This is a genomic window from Chryseobacterium sp. Leaf394 (assembly GCF_001424105.1).
In the GTDB taxonomy this organism is placed as follows: Bacteria; Bacteroidota; Bacteroidia; order Flavobacteriales; family Weeksellaceae; genus Chryseobacterium.
Genome location: NZ_LMQH01000011.1, coordinates 1,847,447 through 1,868,131 on the forward strand (window position 1 = coordinate 1,847,447; position 20,685 = coordinate 1,868,131).

18 protein-coding genes are annotated in these 20,685 nt (G+C 36.8%); 9 read left to right on the top strand and 9 right to left on the bottom strand.

What is annotated here, in order from left to right:
• Positions 1–101: 101 nt before the first annotated feature.
• From ASG21_RS13125 to ASG21_RS13150, 6 genes are all read left to right on the top strand, one after another.
• Positions 102–713 carry an L-threonylcarbamoyladenylate synthase gene (locus ASG21_RS13125; RefSeq protein WP_056080866.1) on the top strand — a complete coding sequence of 204 codons (612 nt, stop codon included), beginning with the start codon at positions 102–104 and terminating at the stop codon, positions 711–713.
• Positions 714–795: 82 nt separating this feature from the next.
• Complete coding sequence (gene yaaA / locus ASG21_RS13130; RefSeq protein ID WP_056080869.1) at positions 796–1,554, top strand: peroxide stress protein YaaA; 759 nt, start codon at positions 796–798, stop codon at positions 1,552–1,554.
• 4 nt (positions 1,555–1,558) lie between these two features.
• Entirely contained in the window at positions 1,559–3,397 is a 1,839-nt protein-coding gene (locus ASG21_RS13135; protein ID WP_056080873.1) for a hypothetical protein, read from the top strand.
• A 5-nt stretch (positions 3,398–3,402) separates the two neighbouring features.
• On the top strand, positions 3,403–4,356 hold the full coding sequence (locus tag ASG21_RS13140; protein WP_056080874.1) for a HemK/PrmC family methyltransferase: 954 nt from the start codon (positions 3,403–3,405) through the stop codon (positions 4,354–4,356).
• 10 nt (positions 4,357–4,366) lie between these two features.
• Positions 4,367–4,924 carry a GNAT family protein gene (locus tag ASG21_RS13145; protein ID WP_056080877.1) on the top strand — a complete coding sequence of 186 codons (558 nt, stop codon included), beginning with the start codon at positions 4,367–4,369 and terminating at the stop codon, positions 4,922–4,924.
• 699 nt (positions 4,925–5,623) lie between these two features.
• Complete coding sequence (locus tag ASG21_RS13150; protein ID WP_056080881.1) at positions 5,624–8,125, top strand: T9SS type A sorting domain-containing protein; 2,502 nt, start codon at positions 5,624–5,626, stop codon at positions 8,123–8,125.
• A 73-nt stretch (positions 8,126–8,198) separates the two neighbouring features.
• Here ASG21_RS13150 and ASG21_RS13155 read toward each other — a convergent pair whose 3' ends face one another.
• The 5 genes from ASG21_RS13155 to ASG21_RS13175 all read right to left on the bottom strand — a co-directional run bounded on the left by ASG21_RS13155 (position 8,199) and on the right by ASG21_RS13175 (position 14,934).
• Positions 8,199–8,861: a rhomboid family intramembrane serine protease gene (locus tag ASG21_RS13155; protein WP_056080884.1), complete on the bottom strand. Its 663-nt coding sequence runs from the start codon at positions 8,859–8,861 to the stop codon at positions 8,199–8,201.
• 82 nt (positions 8,862–8,943) lie between these two features.
• Positions 8,944–11,520, bottom strand: a complete 2,577-nt coding sequence (locus tag ASG21_RS13160) for a DNA gyrase/topoisomerase IV subunit A (RefSeq protein WP_056080887.1) — start codon at positions 11,518–11,520, stop codon at positions 8,944–8,946.
• On the bottom strand, positions 11,513–11,992 hold the full coding sequence (locus tag ASG21_RS13165; protein WP_056080888.1) for a hypothetical protein: 480 nt from the start codon (positions 11,990–11,992) through the stop codon (positions 11,513–11,515). Before ASG21_RS13165 ends, ASG21_RS13160 begins: the two co-directional genes overlap by 8 nt.
• Before the next feature lie 26 nt (positions 11,993–12,018).
• Positions 12,019–13,917, bottom strand: a complete 1,899-nt coding sequence (locus tag ASG21_RS13170; protein ID WP_056080892.1) for a DNA topoisomerase IV subunit B — start codon at positions 13,915–13,917, stop codon at positions 12,019–12,021.
• Positions 13,918–14,166: 249 nt separating this feature from the next.
• The gene (locus ASG21_RS13175) at positions 14,167–14,934 is read right to left on the bottom strand and encodes a TIGR00266 family protein (RefSeq protein ID WP_056080897.1); all 768 of its coding nucleotides are present in this window, start codon (positions 14,932–14,934) and stop codon (positions 14,167–14,169) included.
• A gap of 81 nt (positions 14,935–15,015) precedes the next feature.
• Here ASG21_RS13175 and ASG21_RS13180 point away from each other — a divergent pair, with 81 nt between their 5' ends.
• The 3 genes from ASG21_RS13180 (at position 15,016) to ASG21_RS13190 (ending at position 16,738) form a co-directional block, all read left to right on the top strand.
• Positions 15,016–16,164, top strand: a complete 1,149-nt coding sequence (locus ASG21_RS13180) for a methionine aminotransferase (RefSeq protein ID WP_056080900.1) — start codon at positions 15,016–15,018, stop codon at positions 16,162–16,164.
• Between the two features lie 62 nt (positions 16,165–16,226).
• Positions 16,227–16,481: a type II toxin-antitoxin system prevent-host-death family antitoxin gene (locus ASG21_RS13185; protein WP_056080904.1), complete on the top strand. Its 255-nt coding sequence runs from the start codon at positions 16,227–16,229 to the stop codon at positions 16,479–16,481.
• Positions 16,481–16,738 (top strand): Txe/YoeB family addiction module toxin, encoded by a 258-nt coding sequence (locus tag ASG21_RS13190; RefSeq protein ID WP_056080906.1) that lies wholly within the window; start codon positions 16,481–16,483, stop codon positions 16,736–16,738. The genes ASG21_RS13185 and ASG21_RS13190 overlap by 1 nt, the downstream gene beginning before the upstream one ends.
• Positions 16,739–16,787: 49 nt before the next feature.
• Here the strand turns inward: ASG21_RS13190 and ASG21_RS13195 are convergent, their stop codons facing one another.
• From ASG21_RS13195 to ASG21_RS13210, 4 genes are all read right to left on the bottom strand, one after another.
• Positions 16,788–17,552 (bottom strand): SDR family oxidoreductase, encoded by a 765-nt coding sequence (locus tag ASG21_RS13195; RefSeq protein ID WP_056080909.1) that lies wholly within the window; start codon positions 17,550–17,552, stop codon positions 16,788–16,790.
• Between the two features lie 91 nt (positions 17,553–17,643).
• Positions 17,644–18,591 carry an AraC family transcriptional regulator gene (locus tag ASG21_RS13200; protein WP_056080911.1) on the bottom strand — a complete coding sequence of 316 codons (948 nt, stop codon included), beginning with the start codon at positions 18,589–18,591 and terminating at the stop codon, positions 17,644–17,646.
• A gap of 215 nt (positions 18,592–18,806) precedes the next feature.
• Positions 18,807–19,898 (bottom strand): redox-regulated ATPase YchF, encoded by a 1,092-nt coding sequence (gene ychF / locus ASG21_RS13205; RefSeq protein WP_056080914.1) that lies wholly within the window; start codon positions 19,896–19,898, stop codon positions 18,807–18,809.
• A 183-nt stretch (positions 19,899–20,081) separates the two neighbouring features.
• Positions 20,082–20,633 (bottom strand): ferritin, encoded by a 552-nt coding sequence (locus tag ASG21_RS13210; RefSeq protein ID WP_056080917.1) that lies wholly within the window; start codon positions 20,631–20,633, stop codon positions 20,082–20,084.
• Between the last annotated feature and the right edge of the window lie 52 nt (positions 20,634–20,685).

Here is a 20,685-nt window from a genome sequence, read left to right on the forward strand (position 1 = left end):
ATATTGGATTGCAAATATACGACAATATTTTAAAAATCCTAATATTTCTTTTAAATAAAGGATTTCGCAGGAAATTATTTTAATATTACTATCTTTGTTCTATGGCTAAAATACTCAGAATCTACCCCGATAATCCTCAGGAAAACCTTATCAGTGAGGTCATTAAAACCCTGAACAATGGCGGACTCATCATTTATCCGTCCGACACAATCTATGCTTTGGGATGCAATATTTTTGACATCAAAGCCATGGAAAAACTTGCTCAGCTCAAAAAACAGAAGCTCGACAAAGCAAAATTTTCGATTATCTGTAACGATCTGAGTCATCTTTCAGATTTTACAAGACCCATTGACACTTCGGTTTTCAGGTTTCTGAAAAGTCATCTTCCGGGACCTTTTACATTTATTCTGGAAGCCAACAAAAGCCTTCCTTTAGCTTATAAAAACCACAAAACAATTGGAATCAGGGTTCCTGATCACCCAATTCCACAATTGATTGTTGAGAAACTTGGTCACCCGATTGCCTCAACTTCCATTCACGACGACGATGAAATCATTGAATATTCTACCGATCCTGAACTGATTGCCGAGAAATATGATCATCTGGTTGACATCGTAATCGATTCCGGATATGGTGACAATGTTGCATCCACGATTGTTGATCTCACATCTGGGGAACCGGAAATCATCCGTCAGGGAAAAGGAATTATCTAAATTCAATGTTCAAAATTCAGGATTTATATGCTCCGAAGCATCATTAGATCTTAAATTTTAAACCTTAAATCTTAATCTATTCATGAAACTTATTACTTCGCCAGCCAAATTGATGAATGTAGAAAATACGACAGGTCTTTTGAGGTCTTCTACACCGAAATTCATTGATGACGCTGCACACATTCACAAATATTTAAAAGAAAAAACACCGAAATACCTTTCAGACCTGATGGAAATTTCGCCAAAACTGGCAGATGAAAACTGGGAAAGAAATCAAAAGTGGAATGCCAAACCGACAGCAAAAAATTCTGCTCCGGCAATGTTTGCGTTTACAGGCGAAGTTTACAGAGGTTTAGATGCGAAAACTTTAGATAAAAAAGCGGTGGATTATCTTCAGAAAAACTACAGAATTCTTTCGGGATTGTACGGCTTGCTGAAACCTTCTGATAAGGTGATGCTTTACCGTTTGGAAATGGGTCGCCCGTTTGAATTTGAAGAGTATAAAAATCTTTATTCGTTCTGGACAGAAAAAGTGACTGAACAGTTAAATTCTGAATTGAAAAAGAATGAATTTATTGTCAATCTTGCCAGCAATGAATACTTCAAAGTAATTGATAAAAAGAAACTGAACCATCAGGTCATTGATTTTGATTTTTACGAATTAAAAGATGGAAAACCCAAAACCATCGTCGTTTACACGAAACACGCCAGAGGCTTGGTAGTAAGATTTTGCGCCGAAACCAATGCAAAAACTCTGAATGATGTAAAAGCTTTCAACTACGAAGGCTACAGGATTGATGAGGAAAAATCTACGGATGCTAATCTGGTTTTTGTGAGGTAAAATCATGAAAACGCTGAATGCACTGGCACAATACGCACTAAAACTTGTTTGCACAACGAGTTTCATGGTTTGCTGTTCACAGGAAACAAAAATCCTTTCTACCAACGGATTTCTAGACAATCAAACTTATAATAGTGCTTACGAAGACACAATAAAATATACTTCAAAAAATATATTCTCTGTAACTGAATATAAAAGACCCCAGAATAAAGACAGCATTTCTGCCAGATTCAACGGATTGCCTTATACGAAGCAGACCTATACAGAATATTTACAGGATGGAAGGAAAAAGTACAGGCTATACAGATCTTCTGAAACATTTATAGTTGAGAAATTTCATTATGATAAAAATGAGTTGATTCTAAAAGAAACTGTTGAAAGCAAATATGGAAATTCTTACAAATGGCTTTTCTATAATCCTGACGGACTTTTAAATGAAGAAATTTATTATAAATCTGATCAGAGAAAGAAAAATATCTTTGAAGGCTACACCAAATATCACTATTCTTCAGATGAGAAAAAAACCACTGTTAAAATATTGGATTATGGTTATGACTCTTTAGCCAACGAAGAAAAATACGAATTTGAATTCCCAACACTTACTAAAACAACTCCTCTTTACCAATCCAAAGTTCATGAATACCGTTGGTTCAACGGAAAATATCAACCAACTAAAATAAAAGATTACATTGTAGAAAATCGTGACGTAACCTTTGAATATGATGAAAATGGACGTTTGGTATCAGAAATTTGGTATCAGAACCATAGCAATCTTGAAAATAAAACCGAATTTTCTTATACAGACAATGATAAGAACAAAACCGAACAGCAATATCATCTCTCAGGAACTGAAAAGTCTACAAAAATAACCCGAAAATATGATGAGCACAAAAATTTGGTTTTTGAGCAAAGTATAGAATACACAGGGCATCCACTGAGCGAAAATACGTTTGAATACGTATACGATAAACAGGGAAACTGGATCTCAAAAAAACATTTCAGAAAAGATGCAGATTCAGGAATTAATGCAGAAAAAGAGCTTATAGATTACGAATATCGTGAGATAAAATACTACAGTTCTGCCATTGTTCAAAGAAATTTTAAGTTACCTGAACTTCCTGAAATAGTAAATTCGATACGAAACAATATTCCCAAAATTGCAATTCAAAAGAAAAAGAAGATTGAAGATTTTGATACCGCAGTAAAAAACGGCGATTTTGAAAGCCAGATTAATCTGAAAAAAGCAAAAACTATTGAAGATTTTACTCCTGAGTTTTGGAATTTAAAAGTCAAAGAATCTGGTAATTTGGATGACGAACCCGGCGATGAAGTTGTATGCGTTTACGAAACTCCCGTTGAAGGCGATTTGGGATTCGAACAGGCACTTGCAATCTTTAAAAAAGAAGGTGAAGACTGGACTTTGTGGCATCAATCCGTAAAACCGGTACTATCTACAGCCCACGGCGGAATGATGGGAAATCCGTTTGAGGGAATCAGTATTAAAAATAAAACTATTGTCATCAACCATTTTGGTGGAAGCAGGCAGAAATGGAGCTACACACATCGGTACAGATTTCAAAATCAAAACTGGTACCTCATTGGTGCAAGCGTAGATTTCGGGTCGCCTTGCGATTACTTTGACTCATTAGATTACAATTTATCAACGGGAATTGCTGTATTTGAGCACAGCTCGGAAGACTGCAGTGACAATGTAGACAGACCAAAAACAAGCCGCTGGAAGGAAACAGTCAACAAAAAAATACAGTTGCCTCTGATGGATGAATTTTCTGTCGGTGAAAACAGGATTGAACTAAAAACAAGAAAAACAGAAATGTTTTATTAGAAAAAATGACATTTGCAGATTTAAAAACACATTTTATACAGCAACTTTCAAAGGTTTATTCAGATTCTGAAAGCAAATTTATTTTTCAGATTTTTGCTGAATCAATTTTTGAACTGAATGCAGTTCAGCAGCGACAGTTTTCTGATGAAAATGTTTCGAATGATATTCAGATTCAATTTGAAAGTATTATTTCAGAATTAAAAACCGGAAAACCTTATCTGCAGATTTTGGGTGAAACAGAATTTTACGGAATGAAATTTTTCGTTGATGAAAACGTTCTAATTCCAAGACCTGAAACTGAGGAATTGCTGGAAATAGCGATACACAAAATCCAAAGGCTTCGACAAGCTCAGCCTGTCACGAAATTCCCTCAACCTTTAAATCCTAAAACCCTAGAACACTCCGACCGTCAAACCCCAGAACACTCTGACCCTCAAATCCTCAAACCCTCAAACCCTCAAACCCTCAAAATACTCGACATCGGAACCGGCAGCGGAATTATTCCTCTGGTTTTAAAAAAACATTTTCCCGATGCAGAAGTTTCTTCAATTGATTTTTCTGACAAGGCTCTGGAAACAGCGAAGAGAAATGCGGACTTCCACAAATTGAATGTTAATTTTATTCATGCAGACTATTTAAATTTAGATTTAAATGAAAATTTTGATGTTATTATTTCAAACCCACCTTACATCGGGATGGATGAAGAGACGGAAATTTCGGATTCGGTAAAGGAATTTGAACCGAAAATGGCTTTGTTTTCTCCAACTTCAGATGCTTTGATTTTCTACCGGAAAATTGCTGAGGATTGTGAAAAATATTTAAATAAAAGCGGCTTGCTTTTTCTTGAAATCAATCAGAAATTGGGTCAGGAAACATTGGATTTATATCAAAATTTATCTCATTTTGAGCTTCTCAAAGATTTAAGCGGAAACAACAGGTTTATTTTCGGAATCAAGTAAAACATTACTCATGGAGAATTTATTTCAATCTGAATTCCGGTTAGAAACAGAACGGTTTCATTTAAAAGGTGTCACCCCTACAATGATTCATCAGATGTATTTACATTCTGAAAAAGACGCAATTATCGGTTTTTTCGGCTTTGGAGAATCCGGATATGAAAGATATAAAAGTCTTCACGAAAACGGGATAGAAACGAAGGATCACTCTCTTTTTTTCTTTGTAATTGTCGATAAACAGACGGATCTGGCCATCGGAAACTGCGGTTTTCACAGCTGGAATAAGGAGCACAAAAAAGCCGAAATATTTTATAATTTTTTCAATGACGAAGACAAAGGAAAAGGTTCAATGTCTGAAATTTTACCTTTAGTCTTAGATTTTGGTTTTAAAAATTTAGATTTAAACAGAATTCAGGGATTGGTGGCAGATTATAATATTCCTTCCATAAAGTTACTTCTTAAAAACGGTTTTGTAAAAGAAGGAATTCTGCGTGAAGATTATTTTGATAATGGGAAATTTGAAGATTCGGTTTGCTATTCGCTTCTGAAATCTGAATGGAAAAGTTTTTAAATTTATTATTTGATCTTTAATCTATTACAAAAGTTCTCTTTAAATTTCTCTTTAGCAAAGGCTGTTTGCACTCTACTTATCCTGTTTTTCTGTTAACTATACTTAAAATTAATTATGATTACAGAAAATCATTAAATACAGGTTTGTATATTTAAATGATTCAATTCTTTTTCCAATATAAAATTGATTTGTTCTTTTCACTCGCATATTTCAATTCCAAAACTTCACAGCAGTTTCATCGCAGCAATTAGTAATCATCATTTCCCACTTTTTATTAATGATTAGAAAAGAAGCTATAAATATCTCAAGTCTGCGCATAACCATGATATTTATCATAAAATTATAGACTCAGCCGAAATTGATAAATCCTTTAACATTTTGCGTAATATTTAGTTAACATTCAATAATTTTATTTAAAAATTATTCTCAACAGAAAAGCTTTTTAATTATGAATAATTAAATTATCTATAATCTAATTTATTCCCTTACAATCACTTTAAAAGAAACTAAAATGAGTTTTTCACGATTAAAAGTCTGAATTGATAATAATAACACATTATAGAATCGATATTTAAAAATTATTTTTATTAAATTTTGACAAGATATTAATTTCATATTATTTTAATATATATATTTAGTGCAATCGATTACAATACAGCAAATAAAAATTAATGTCAAACAAATTAAAACTTATTAATCATGAATAAACCGCTACTTTATTTATTATTATTATTTTTCAGTTTTGTAAACATCAGCGCACAAAACGTCACTATTACACAGGAAACCGGCTGGATGGAAACTGCCTATATAAAATGGACACCCGTGAGTGGAGCCGACAGCTACAAAGTGTATTACACAGGTGGAAATTTCACCGATAAAATTATCGATACACAACTGATCCGAAATTATGGTTCCTACTACAGAGCCGATGCACTGGGACTCAGCCCGGGAGTTTATACCTTAAAGGTTGTTCCGGTTACAGGAAACGTGGATGGTCCTGCAACAGTATCAGCCCCGATCACAGTTACCGCACATGACAGAACGGGATTTGCTCACAGCAACGGAAGAATTCCCGGCGCCTATAATCTTGACGGAACACTGAAAGCCAATGCCGTAGTTTTGTATGTAACCCAAGATACAAAAAACACAATTTCGTTAAATGTAACCGGCGCAAATGCCAATCCATGTGTGGGGTTGCAGTCAATTTTGGATGGTTTTAAAAAAGGTTTAGATACGCGTCCGCTGGCTATCAGACTTATCGGTAATGTTACCGATCCAAATTATTTGCTTAACGGTGATGTTGTGATCGAAAACAAAAAAATAGCAGCAAGTTCGATTACATTTGAAGGTGTGGGATCTGATGCTTTGATTAATGGTTGGGGAATCAGAATAAAATCTGCGACCAATATTGAAGTCCGTAATTTAGGATTTATGTTAACAGATGCTTCTGAGGGCGATAATTTAAGTCTTCAGCAGGACAATACTTACATTTGGGCTCATAACAATGACTTATTTTATGGTGCTCCGGGATCTGATGCTGATCAGGCAAAAGGTGACGGTGCTCTTGATTCTAAAAAATCATCATACGTAACATTTTCTTACAATCATTTTTGGGACAACGGAAAAAGCTGTCTTTTGGGTCTAAGTGAAGGTACCACTGCGGATCTGTACATTACTTATCATCACAACTGGTTTGATCATTCAGACTCAAGACATCCGAGAGTTCGTTACTTTTCTGCACATGTATACAACAATTATTATGACGGGAATTCCAAATACGGTGCGGGATCAACTTTAGGTTCTTCTCTTTTCGTGGAAGGAAATTATTTCAGAAACTGTAAATATCCTATGTTGATTTCTAAACAGGGGACAGATATTGCTGGCGGTGCTCCTGGAACCTTTTCCAATGAAAACGGCGGGATGATCAAGGCTCACAACAATTTTATGACTGGGCAAACTGCTTTTGTACCGTACAGTTCTTCTGCATCAGCTCAGTTTGATGCGTATGTAACAACGAACAGAAATGAAGTTGTGCCAAGCAGTATTACCGCAGTTCAGGGAAGCGCAACTTATAATAACTTTGACACAAACCCTGCTTTATATATCAATTCTTTGGTGATTGATAATCCTGTAACAGCGAGAGATAAAACTATGCAATATTCCGGAAGAGTTTCCGGTGGAGATATCAGCTGGACATTTAATAATTCGGTGGATGATACAAATTCTTCTGTAAATACGGGATTGATGGCTGTACTACAAAACTACACCTCCCAATTGGTTTCTGTACAGGGAATTGCTTCCACACCGGTAAGTTCACAGACCCTGTCGATTCCTTCAAACAATGATCAGACCGTGATAACATCAACTGCAATCACACCAATGATTTTCACTTGGGGCGGAACAGCTACTGATGTTACTGTAACAGGATTGCCTGCTTCAGGTGTGACTTTTGTGAAAAATGTTACCGCTAAAACCTTAACTATTTCCGGAAATCCTACTGATGATGTGAGTTTTACGGTGAATACCGTTGGTGCTTCGGGAACATCAGTTTCAGGTACAGGAAGTATTAGCGTGATTCCTGCGGGAACGCCTCAAGGAAATGAAATTCATAATTTCACGGCATCCGGAACAGGAAGTACATTCTACACATTCACCTCAGCGAACATGAACTCGAACGACGGATCTGCTTCTTACGATGGATTAACGCTTACAAAACGATTAAAATTAGAATCGGCAACTTCGATAGCGTACAATACGCTTCAGACTTCTACGTTAACTTTAGTTCTTGACCCAACATTCAGTGGAACAGTAAAATTTGATAATGTAAACTATACCGCAACAGGTGGAATTATCACTATTCCTAACATTGCAGCGGGGTCTCATACCATCACGAAAGGAAGTGTAGCAAATCTTTTTTACATCAAAACAGTTTTCAATACTACCGGAACTTTAGCTGTACAGGAAAGTAAACTTAATAAACTGACTGTGTATCCAAACCCTGTCAGTTCTATTCTGACGATTTCCACTGGAAATAGTGATGTGATAGAAAGTGGTACTGTTACAAATTCTTTAGGTCAGACTTTGAAAACATTAGATAAAAACACTACAAAAATCGACATGAGCGATCTGAGCAGTGGTGTTTACTTCTTACAGATTAAGACCAGAGAAGGTGTTTTAAATCAGAAAATTATTAAAAAATAAGAAAACACATCTTACACAAAAAGCCATCTCTGTAATCAGGGATGGCTTTTTAAATTTTAAATTTCAAGATAATCTAACCGATTTTTTTTCTAACAAATATTTCGAATGCAAGATATAATAGTGGCAGGGACATAATGAATAAATATAAAGCATTATCCATCGCCAACTGCGGAAAAATTGCCACTGAATAAACAAGACCGAAAAAAGCTCCGCCTAAATGGGCAGCATGACCAATATTATCATTACTTCGGGGATTCAGCATACTGTAAACCGAATAGCCAAAATAAAGAAGCCCAAAAATATAACCCGGTAATGCAAAGTCCGACGGAAGAAAGATGATTCCTATTCTTATAACGTTGGGATCCAGCGAAACTCCGGCAAATATAATTCCTGCAACACCTCCACTTGCTCCAATAGCTGAATACCAACCTTGGTTTTGGTAGATAAGTAGTGAGAAAAGATTTCCGACTAAGATTGATCCAATGTAAATGAGAAGAAAACCAACGAGTCCGAAAGCTTCCAAAACATAAGGTCCGAACATGTAAAGAACGTACATATTCAGAGCAAGATGGATAAAATCTGCGTGCAGGAAGCCTGCCGAAAGCAATCTCACATATTCTTTGCTGTATTTAACTGCTCCCACATTGAACTTGAATTTTTCAAAGTTTGGAGATCCCGCCGGAGCAGCAAAGCTCGCAATACAGGTAAGTGCTATGATTAAAATAATGATGTTCATTTTTGATCTTTCTATTTTTTTTCAAAATTTCGCTGAAAACTTTGTCAAAGTTCATCTTCCTGAAAATAAACTTTGACAAAGTCTAATTCTCTCCCTCCTGAAACAGATCACCGATCGTTCCGCCTTCATCATCCGAAGATGGTGTAAAATCTGGCTCTTCATAAACTTCGGGTTCCTCTTCTACAGGCTCAGGAGTAGTGATATTGATTGTTTTCACTTTAAATTTCGTAAACTGATTTCCAATAGCTTTAATACCTTTCACCGAAATAAATTCGTCGATGTTTATTATTTCAGGGTCACGGTCTTTTCCTTTGTCTTTGGCAAAAATAATTTCAGCTGTTGCTCCGTTGCTCACGATGATGTTTTCGATAAACGACTTCGGATGTTCCGACGGCATAAAAGTCTGCACGTTGGTATTGTTTTCAAACAAAAATCTTTTAATGAAATACATATCCTTATCGCCATCGTAATAGATGCAGGTTACCGGCTGCTCGGGTTTCCATTTTTCTAAAACTAAATATTGATCATCAAAACGGTTCCCGAGGTCAAATGAAACTAATTTGGCTTCACCGTTGGTATTGACTGTCAGAATTTTATCATCACCTTTAAAGTTTCCAAGGAAAGTTCCTCTCACATCGGCATTCAGTCTTCTCACGGTATCATCGTACCATATTTTCCTCGGAGCCAGTGTAGAAACACCTTCTTCCTTTAAATCCACTTTTTTTATGGAATATTTTGTGACCAGATTTCCTTTTGAATCTCTTCCTTTAATGGCAAGTTCAGAGAAATCGATATCCATTTTATTTTTTCTGATTCTCGGGTTTGGTTTGAGCAAAACACTTACCGTTTCTGCCTCACCGTTAGGATTTGCCGAAAAATAAAGGGTTTCTGAGAATTTTTTATCTGAAGCTAAAGGATAATCGGTATTTCGCGTCACACCGGTTACAGAAAAACGTTTCATGTAGTATGGACCTTCCCTGCCCTCACGGTAAATCATGTTGTAGACTGTGCGCTTGTCATTTTTCTTCCAGATAGCGACATGGAGAATATCTTTTCCGATAAAAGTTTTAGGCTCTACTTTCACAACTTTCATACTTCCGTCTTTTCTGAAAGTGATGATATCGTCAATATCTGAACAGTCGAATAAGTACTGATCTTTTTTGAGTGAAGTTCCGATAAAACCTTCTTCAAAATTGGCGTAGAATTTCTCGTTCGCTACCGCAACTTTCGTGGCATCAATCGTGTCGAAAATTCTGAGTTCAGTTCTTCGTTCTCTGCCTTTTCCGTATTTTTTCTGGATATTTAAATAATAATCAATTGCATACTGCACCAAATTGGCAAGATTAAATCTTACCTGCTCAATTTTGCCTTCAAGTGCGGCAATATTTTCTTTGAATTTATCTAAATCGAATCTGGAAATTCTTTTAATTCTGATTTCCGTTAATCTTAAAATATCTTCCTGCGTCACAGCTCTCAAAAGGTGTGCTGTGTGGGGCTTTAAGCCATCATCAATCGTTTGTAGAACGTCTTCCCAGGTTTCAACCTCTTCGATATCGTGGTAGATTCTGTTTTCAATAAAAATCCTTTCCAGTGAAGAAAAATGCCAGCTTTCCTGCAATTCGTGAAGTTCTATTTCAAGTTCTTTTTTCAGGAGAGAAACGGTGTGATCGGTATTCATTCTCAGAATTTCCGAAACATTTAAAAACATCGGTTTGTCACCTACAATCACGCAGGCATTTGGAGAAATCGTGACCTGACAGTCGGTGAATGCGTATAAAGCATCAATCGTTTTGTCGGGCGAAACATCGTTGTGAAGATGAATTAAAATCTCAACTTTATCCGATGTATTGTCTTCAATTTTTTTGATCTTAATCTTTCCTCTTTCATTGGCTTTCAGGATGGAATCTATAAGATCTGATGTATTTTTTGAGAAAGGGATCTCTGTAATAACCAAAGTATTTTTATCGCTTTGGGAAATTTTGGCTCTGGCTCTTACTTTTCCACCTCTGTGACCGTCGTTGTATTCGGAAACATCAAGAAATCCGGCTGTAAGGAAATCCGGGAAAATCTCAAACTTTTTTCCTTTCAGATAAGCTACCGAAGCGTTGATTAATTCATTAAAGTTATGCGGAAGAATTTTGGTGGAAAGTCCAACCCCGATTCCTTCAACACCCTGAGCTAAAAGCAACGGGAATTTTACAGGTAAATCAACAGGTTCATTATTTCTTCCGTCGTAAGATTTAGACCAGACTGTAGTTTTGGGATTAAAGACCACTTCGAGAGCGAAAGGAGTAAGTCTTGCTTCAATATATCTTGCTGCGGCCGCAGAATCTCCTGTGTAAATATTTCCCCAGTTTCCCTGTGTATCGATCAGCAGTTCTCTCTGACCAATCCCCACCATCGCGTCGGTAATGGAAGCATCACCGTGTGGGTGGTACTTCATCGTATTTCCAACAATGTTGGCTACTTTGTTGTATCTGCCGTCTTCCAGCTCACGCATGGAGTGCATGATTCTTCGCTGTACAGGTTTAAAACCATCAAAGACAGAGGGTATCGCTCTGTCTAAAATTACATAAGATGCATAATCGAGAAACCAGTCTTTATAGAGTCCTGAAACTTTCTTCAGGCTTTCACTTTCGTGAGAGTATTCTTCATTCATTATTTACTTTCTCCTTATTGTTTTTGATCACTTTGTTGAGTGAAAATTTCAGATCATTTAGCTCTTTCCCTGAAAGGTAAGAAATTTCGTATTTTAAGATGGTATTGCCGCTTTTGCTGTTGATGGTGATGTACAGTCTTTTAAAAAAAAGAAAAGTAAAAGTCTCGAACTTCACAAATTTATATTTTGGAAATTCATCGCTCAGCGGCGTGCTCATGAACGGTACAATATTCCTGTTTCTGAAATGCAATGCTTCACCATCGCTGTCATACTCAAAAATCTGTCTTCCGTTGAGATAAAAAATAATGATCATCATGGCGGGTACAGCTATGAAAAGATATGCCTCCATACCGAGCAGCTGAAAACGCATTTCTTCGGCAAAGAAGGCCAAAATTCCCATCACCAGAAACATTATCAATGCGGTGTTTATAAAGTTGTAAAGCGGTGCTTTACGTTTATTACTGAGTCTCATTTTAATTTCAGAATTCGTGTTTAGTTTTATATAGCTTCAGAAATGATCTCTTTTTTATCTATTTCTGAATCATCTTCTACTACAAGGTTTTCAAGTATAAAAGTCTGTCTGTCAGGTGTATTTTTCCCCATGTAAAATTCCAGAAGCTGATCGATTGTCTGATCTTTTCCGAGTACAACAGGCTCCAGGCGGATGTCTTTTCCGATAAAATTTTTAAATTCATCAGGTGAAATTTCTCCTAAACCTTTAAATCTCGTGATTTCCGGATTCTTTCCTAATTCGTTCAGTGCTTTTACCCTTTCCAGTTCAGAATAACAGTATCTCGTTTCTTTTTTGTTTCGCACTCTGAAAAGTGGAGTCTGAAGAATGTATAAATGTCCGTTTTTAATGACATCAGGGAAAAACTGAAGGAAAAAAGTAATCATCAGCAGTCTGATGTGCATTCCGTCTACATCGGCATCGGTAGCAATAATCACCTGGTTGTATCTGAGGTCTTCAAGACTTTCTTCAATATTTAAAGCAGCCTGAAGAAGGTTAAATTCTTCATTTTCGTACACTACTTTTTTGGTCAGACCGTAGCAGTTTAAGGGCTTTCCTTTCAATGAAAATACTGCCTGAGTTTCTACATCTCTTGATTTTGTAATCGATCCGGAAGCAGAATCACCTTCGGTAATAAAGATTTGGGTTTCGGCTTTTCTTTCGGCTTTCTGGTCGTTGTAATGCTGTCTGCAGTCGCGGAGTTTTTTGTTGTGGAGCGAAACTTTTTTTGCTCTTTCACGTGCAAGCTTCTGAATTCCTGAAAGTTCTTTTCTCTCTCTTTCAGAAATTAATATTTTGCGTTGGAGAGCCTCGGCGATTTCAGGATTTTTATGAAGATAATTATCGAGTTTATTTTTTAAATAATTGATAACGAAAGTCTTAATCGTCTCCAGTTCTTTACCATCCTTGTCCTGCCCCATCGTAGCAGATCCCAGTTTCGTTTTGGTCTGAGATTCGAAAACAGGATTCCCAACATTAATGTAAACCGCTCCGATAATGGCTTTTCTGATATCGGTAGCTTCAAAATTTTTATTGAAAAACTCACGAATTGTTTTCACATACGCTTCTTTAAAAGCATTCAAATGCGTTCCACCTTGCGAAGTATATTGTCCGTTAACAAAAGAAAAGTAAGTTTCAGACTGCGATTTATCTGAATGGGTAATCGCCAGTTCCATATCTTCATCTTTGATATGAATGATCGGATAAACGATTTCGCCGTCAATTTCCTCTTCCAATAAGTCTTTCAGACCATTCTGAGATTCATAAACTTCACCGTTGAAATATATTTTTAAACCTAAATTAAGGTAGGTGTAATTCCTAAGCATTTTTGCAACATATTCATTTCTGAATTTGAAGTTGATAAAAATGCTTTCGTCCGGCAGAAAAGTAATTTCTGTACCGTTTCTTTCAGAAGTTTCGGCTTCGTCATGAAGAATATCCAGTCTTCCTTCGCGGAATTCGGCGATTCTCATTTTGCCTTCTCTTACCGATTTCACTTTGAAATAAGTCGACAGAAAGTTGACTGCCTTTGTACCGACACCATTAAGACCGATAGATTTTTTGAAGGCGCCATCATCATATTTTCCACCGGTATTCATGATGGAAACTACATCAACAATTTTCCCCAAAGGAATTCCACGGCCGTAATCACGTACGGTTACAGTGCCATCCTTGATTTTTACATCAATTCTTTTCCCGGCCTTCATTCTGAATTCATCGATGGAATTATCGAGAACTTCTTTCAGCAAAATATAGATACCATCATCCACAGATGAGCCGTCTCCCAGCTTCCCGATGTACATTCCGGGTCTTAGGCGCACGTGCTCTCTGGGCTCGAGAGTCCGGATATTTCCTTCGTTATAATTCGACTGTAAATCTTGTGACATATATAAAAATCAGTAAACAGACAAAAATACGACATTGACCAAAAAAATCCGAATTTTTAAGTCATAATTTTCTATGATTTGTAAAAAATAACAAAAAAGGGTTATGTTTAAATTAAATTTAAAAACTCTGCTGAAATTAGCTGTAAGAATTTCTATTGAATAATTAAAACAGATAAAAAATTTGAAACTAAGCAAAAAAAAAGACGCAACTTTCAGTTACGCCTTCACATATTTTTTCTGATAAAATATTTACTCTAAAATACTTCCCAGACTGCCTAAAATTCCCCCTTCTTCTTTGCGGCCGCTTCCGAACTGCAAAATTTTTCCGGCAAGACGTGAAATGGGTAAAGTTTGAATCCAGACTTTTCCCGGACCTTTCAGCTGTGCAAAAAATAATCCCTCACCTCCGAATAAAGTATTTTTCACCCCGCCCACGAACTGAATATCGTAATCCACATTTTTTGTAAAGGCAACGATGCAGCCTGTGTCAATTTTCAGGATTTCGCCAGGCAGAAGTTCTTTTTCCATCACATGACCGCCACTGTGCACGAAAGTCATCCCGTCCCCTTCCAGTTTCTGCATAATGAAACCTTCACCACCGAAAAGTCCGGTTCCCAGTTTTTTCTGAAACTCAATACCTACCGAAACCCCTTTTGCTGCGCAGAGAAAAGCATCTTTCTGACAGATCACTTTTCCACCGAGCGCGTTCAGATCCAATGGAATGATCTTCCCTGAGTACGGTGCTGCAAAAGTCACCTGCTTTTTGGTCTTGTCAATGTTGGTAAATACGGTCATAAAAAGGTTTTCACCGGTCAGCATTCTCTTTCCGGCAGAAAAAAGTTTTCCCATCAAACCTTTCTCATTTCCGTCACCGAACATAGTTTCCATTTTTATCCCTTCCGTCATCATCATAAAACTGCCGGGTTCTGCGATAACGCTTTCCTGAGGATCAAGCTCGATTTCTACACACTGCATTTCTTCGCCGTGAATTCTGTAGTCAATTTCGTGATTGTTCATGTTTAATTTTATTTGGTTAAATTTTTCTCTCTTTTATTTAAAAATGCCCTAATTTTAGATATTCAAATTAAAAATTGCCCGATGATACAACTTCCTTTATCTAAACTTTCCAATGTTGGAACCACCATTTTCAGCCAGATGACACAGCTTGCCAATGAAAACCAGGCGATTAATCTCTCGCAGGGCTTCCCGGATTTTCCGGCTGATCCCGAACTGCTCAGTCTGGTGGATCAATACATTAAAAAAGGATTTAATCAGTATGCACCGATGGGCGGAATGTTACCTTTAAAAGAAGAAATTGCAAAAAAAATAGAGAAATCCCATCAGGCAGTTTACCATCCAGACACAGAAATTACGGTTACTGCAGGAGGAACTCAGGCTATTTTCACAGCCATTGGAACTTTAGTAAAAGACGGTGACGAAGTGATTATTTTTGAACCCGCCTACGATTGCTACGAGCCAACTGTAGAGCTTTTCGGAGGAATTGTAAAGAGATTTAAAATGACCGCTCCCGATTATTCCATAGACTGGAATGAGGTGAAAAAACTGGTTTCCGATAAAACAAAACTGATTATTTTAAACAATCCCAACAATCCGGCAGGTAAGATTTTGAATGAAAAAGATCTTCAGGAACTGATTTCTATCGTAAGGGGAACTTCGATTTTTATTTTGAGCGATGAAGTGTATGAAAACATCGTTTTCGACGGTAAACAACATTTGAGCGTCTGCAAATATCCCGAACTGAAAGAAAGAAGTTTTCTCGTCGCTTCATTTGGAAAACTTTTCCATGTCACAGGTTGGAAAATCGGTTATTGTGCCGCTCCGAAAAATCTGACAGATGAATTCAGAAAAGTGCATCAGTTCAATGTTTTTTCAGTAAATACGCCGATACAGCTGGCATTTGCTGATTACATGAAAAATGAGGAAAATTATTTAAACCTCAGTCAGTTTTTTCAGCAAAAAAGGGATTTAATCCGAAACGGACTTTCAGGAACTTCATTTGAACTTTTGGATTGCGAAGGAACCTATTTTCAGGCTATTAAATATGATAAAATATCAGATAAAAAAGATCTGGATTTCGCACATGAACTTACTGTAAATCATAAAGTTGCCACCGTTCCTTTTTCTTCATTTTACAAAGATAAATTGAATGAAAATGTGATCAGACTTTGTTTTGCCAAAAAAGATGAGACTTTGGAAAAGGCTTTGGAGAATTTAAGGAAAATTTAAATTCAAAATTGAATAACTTCTTAAAATTTGTACGTATTTTTGTACAAATAAAAATATATTTTATGATTATCACTACGGTATCAGATTTTAGAAAAGATATCAAAAGCTATCTTGATAAGGTTGCAAAAAATTTTGAAACCCTGATTATCAATCGAGGGAAAGATTCAGGAATTGTGGTAATGTCGTTGGAAGAATATAATTCGCTTGTCGCCACCAATCACGAATTATCTTCAAGAATAAATGAAAAACGCCTCGATGCTGCCATCGAAAAACTGAAAAATAAAAGTTCCTTTGAAAAGCAGTTAATTGAAGAGTGATGAAGTACGTTTTTGTAGATGAATCATGGGAAGATTACCTGTATTGGCAAAAAACCGACAGGAAAAAACTGAAACGAATCAATGATTTACTGAAAGATATTTCAAGAAATCCCTTCGATGGAATTGGAAAACCAGAGCCTCTGAAACATAAATATTCAGGCTTTTGGTCCCGCCGAATCGACGATGAACACAGAATAATCTACCGGTATGAAGAAGATCAGATTCTGATTGCAAAATGCAGATTTCATTATGACTAGCATAAACAAAAAAGGCAGTTTCAATTTTCGAAACTGCCTTTTTTTAAGTTTAGAAAAACATTCCTCCCGAAACTTCAATACGCTGAGCGGTAATCCATTTTGCATCTTCCGTGCAGAGGAAAGCGACTACTCCACCAATATCATCTGGCAGGCCTGCTCTTCCCAAAGCGGTATTATTAGAAACCATCGCATTCACATTTTCATCGTCTCTTGTTCTTCCACCACCGAAATCGGTCTCAATAGCACCCGGAGCCACAGCGTTGACTTTAATTTTTCTTGCTCCCAATTCCTTCGCCATATATTTACTCAATTGGTCGACGGCAGCTTTCATAGAGCCATAAACTGATGATCCCGGCATCGCAAATCTCGCCAGGCCTGACGAAAGATTGATGATTCCGCCACCGTCATTCATGAACGGTAAAAATTTCTGAGTCAGAAAGAAAACACCTTTGAAATGAATGTCTACCATATCATCCAGCTGATCTTCTGTAACATCTGCAATCAGCTGATACAAAGCAGTTCCGGCGTTATTGATTAAGAAATCAATGTTCCTGCTTCCTGTATTTTCCTCAAGATGATCTCCCACATTTTGGATGAATTTGTCAAATGATTTTACGTCCTTCGTATTCAGTTGGTATGCAATCGCTTTTCTTCCTAAATTTTGAATTTCCGCAACGGTTTTGTCGGCTTCTTCTTTATGTGAATTGTAGGTAATGATAACGTCCAGACCTTTTTCTGCAATTTTCAATGCAGAATTTTTTCCTAATCCGCGGCTTCCGCCTGTTACTAAAGCAACTTTTGTACTTGTTTCCATTTTTTTATTGATTGTTTTTGATGTTACAAAATTGAGACAATTTCAGCCAGAAATTTTTGTCTTAATCAAACCGAAATTTGCAAAATTCAAATCACAAGCGAAATTCCAGCGGGGCAAGTGACGTTTTCTTTTTAAAGAAATTTGAAAAATGGGCAATTTCTTCGAAACCTAAGGCGTAAGCGATCTCAGAAATACTCCAATGGGTTTGTTTTAAAAGGATTTTAGCTTCCTGAATTACCCTTTCGGCTATAATTTCGGTAGTGGTTTTTCCTGTACTTTCTTTCAGTTTTTTATTTAAATAATTAACGTGAACGGCCAGTCTGTCGGCAAAATCTTTCGCAGATTTCAAATGAAGTCTTTGTTCTGAGGTTTCAATCGGAAACTGTCTTTCGAGCAGTTCCAGAAACAGAGAAACCACTCTCATTGAAGAATCATTTGAGGTTGAAAGCTTGGATGAAGGTTGTAATTTTTGCCCGTAATGAATAAGTTCCACTACATAATTTCTGATTAAATCATATTTAAAAATATAATCAGATTCAATTTCACTTTTAATTTTATTAAATAAAATCTGAATTTCATCAGCCAAGATATCATCAATTTCAAAAACAGGAATGTTTCCTGGCTGGAAAATCGGTAATTCCTGAAGACTGGCGTGTGAAAGGTTTTTCAGAAAAAAATCTTCTGTAAAAACACAGAAAGTTCCGGCCTGATCATCATCTTCCGGTACATAATGATAAGGAACCTTTGGTGTTGCGAAAAGCAGGGCATTTTTCTGAATGGAAATCACTTTGTCTGCATATTCGGCTCTGTTTTTTCCGCGTATCAGACTTATTTTGTAATATTTTCTCCGGTTGTAAGGCATTTCACAGGTCGTACGGAGCCGTTCGATTGTCTGCGCGATATCAAAAACATTGAAGTGACCGATGTCCTTCTGCAGACCTTTTGGAATAAGGGCCGTCACATCTTTTCCCATTTTTACGGCAATTTCTCTGTAAAAATCTTCGAGGGAAGCGTAAGAAGTATGTGCGGATTTTTCCATGATTGAGATTTGTAAAAATCAAATGTAGGAAATTTAAATTATTTGAATTCAGGTTTTATAATTATTTCGCAGCTCCCGTCAAATCTATTCTGTGGATGCTACCAACATTCCGCTGCTTCGCAGCTTTACTTTCTGCCCGGATTTAACTAAAAAAAACGCTCCCAAAACTAAATCCGGAAGCGTTTTTTTTATGTACTGACTTTTATCTCGTCTTCTTAAACATTGAATCTGAAATGCATGATATCGCCGTCTTTTACGATATATTCTTTTCCTTCAACTCCTAATTTTCCGGCTTCTTTGATTTTCGCTTCAGAACCGTACGTCATGTAGTCATCATATTTAATTACTTCTGCACGGATGAATCCTTTCTCGAAATCTGTGTGGATTACTCCCGCAGCCTGAGGTGCTGTCCAGCCCTGTCCGATTGTCCAGGCTCTGACTTCTTTAACACCAGCTGTGAAATAAGTCTGTAGTTTTAATAAATCATAAGCCTTTCTGATCAGACGGTTTACGCCCGGTTCAGTTAAACCTAATTCGTCAAGGAAGATCTCTCTTTCTTCAAAAGTTTCCAACTCGTTGATATCTGCTTCGATCTGTGCTGCCAAAACAACAACCTCAGCATTTTCAGCTTTAGCCATTTCTTCAATTTTAGCGATCCAGTTGTTTCCGTTTTTGATTGAATTTTCGTCTACGTTACAAACGTAAAGCACCGGTTTGTTGGTCAACAGCTGAACTTCACCGATCACAGCTTTCATACTGTCATCACTGGCAAATTCTCTCGCGTTTTTCCCATCCTCCAAATGTTTCTGAAGATTCTGAAGCGTTTCGTACGCCAAAATATCTTCTTTTTTACCGGATTTGATGAATTTTTTAGCCTTTTCAACAGCTTTTGCAACCGTCTCCATATCTTTTAACTGAAGCTCGATGTCAATAATTTCTTTGTCACGCATAGGATCCACAGAACCTTCAACGTGAACAATATTTCCGTTGTCGAAACATCTCAAAACATGAATAATCGCTTCACATTCTCTGATATTTGCCAAAAACTGATTTCCAAGACCTTCACCTTTGCTTGCACCCTTCACCAAACCTGCGATGTCAACAATCTCTACCACTGCAGGAATTACTTTCTCAGGGCTGATGATTTTTTCAAGCTCAAAAAGTCTTTGATCCGGCACAGAAACCGTTCCCAAATTGGGCTCGATAGTACAGAAAGGATAGTTTGCTGATTGCGCTTTTGCATTGCTCAGACAGTTAAAAAGAGTTGATTTACCTACATTCGGCAAGCCTACGATTCCACATTTCATAACGAAATTTTATTTTAAATTATTTAAAATTTAGGATTAAGAATTTAAAATATTCATTGAATATTGAATTTAAAATCTTGAATTTTAAGTGTGCAAAGATAAAGAAATAATACACAGAATCATAACAAAAAAATCTGCCAAAAACTGACAGATTTCCGTGAAATAATATTATCACATTATGTTTTATGGGTTTGGCCCTGTAGCGTCCTGCGCCAGTTCGGCATCATCCGGAAGTGTTTCCAAAGTCTTGTCAAGCGTGAATAATGATTCGTCACTTGCTCTGTCTCCACCTGCAATTTTTAATTTATCAATCAGGTTCATTGCAAATGTTTCTTCCTCGATCTGTTCTTTTACAAACCACTGAAGGAAATTCCACGATGCCCAGTCTTTCTCATCAAATGCGATATTTACGAGATTATAGATGGCTGTTGTGTTGTCTACTTCATGCTGAAAAACAAGATCAAAACAGTTGGTAAGGCTCGTTGGCTCAGCACCCGGAGATTCCAGTGCTGTAATTTTAGGTTTACCTCCTCTGCTGAGGACATACTGCATAAATTTTACTGCGTGGTCTCTTTCTTCCTGCGCATGACGGAAAAGGAAATTTGATATTCCACCATACCCTTTGTCGGCTGCCCAGATTCCGTATGAAAAATAAACTCTTGACTGTAAATCTTCTGTATTCATCTGGTCACTTAAGGCCTGCTCGAGTCTTGGTGAAAGTCTGTTGGTATTCATAATTGTATATTTTTTAGTGATGTACAAAGAGATACAAAAATGGTTCCGTGAA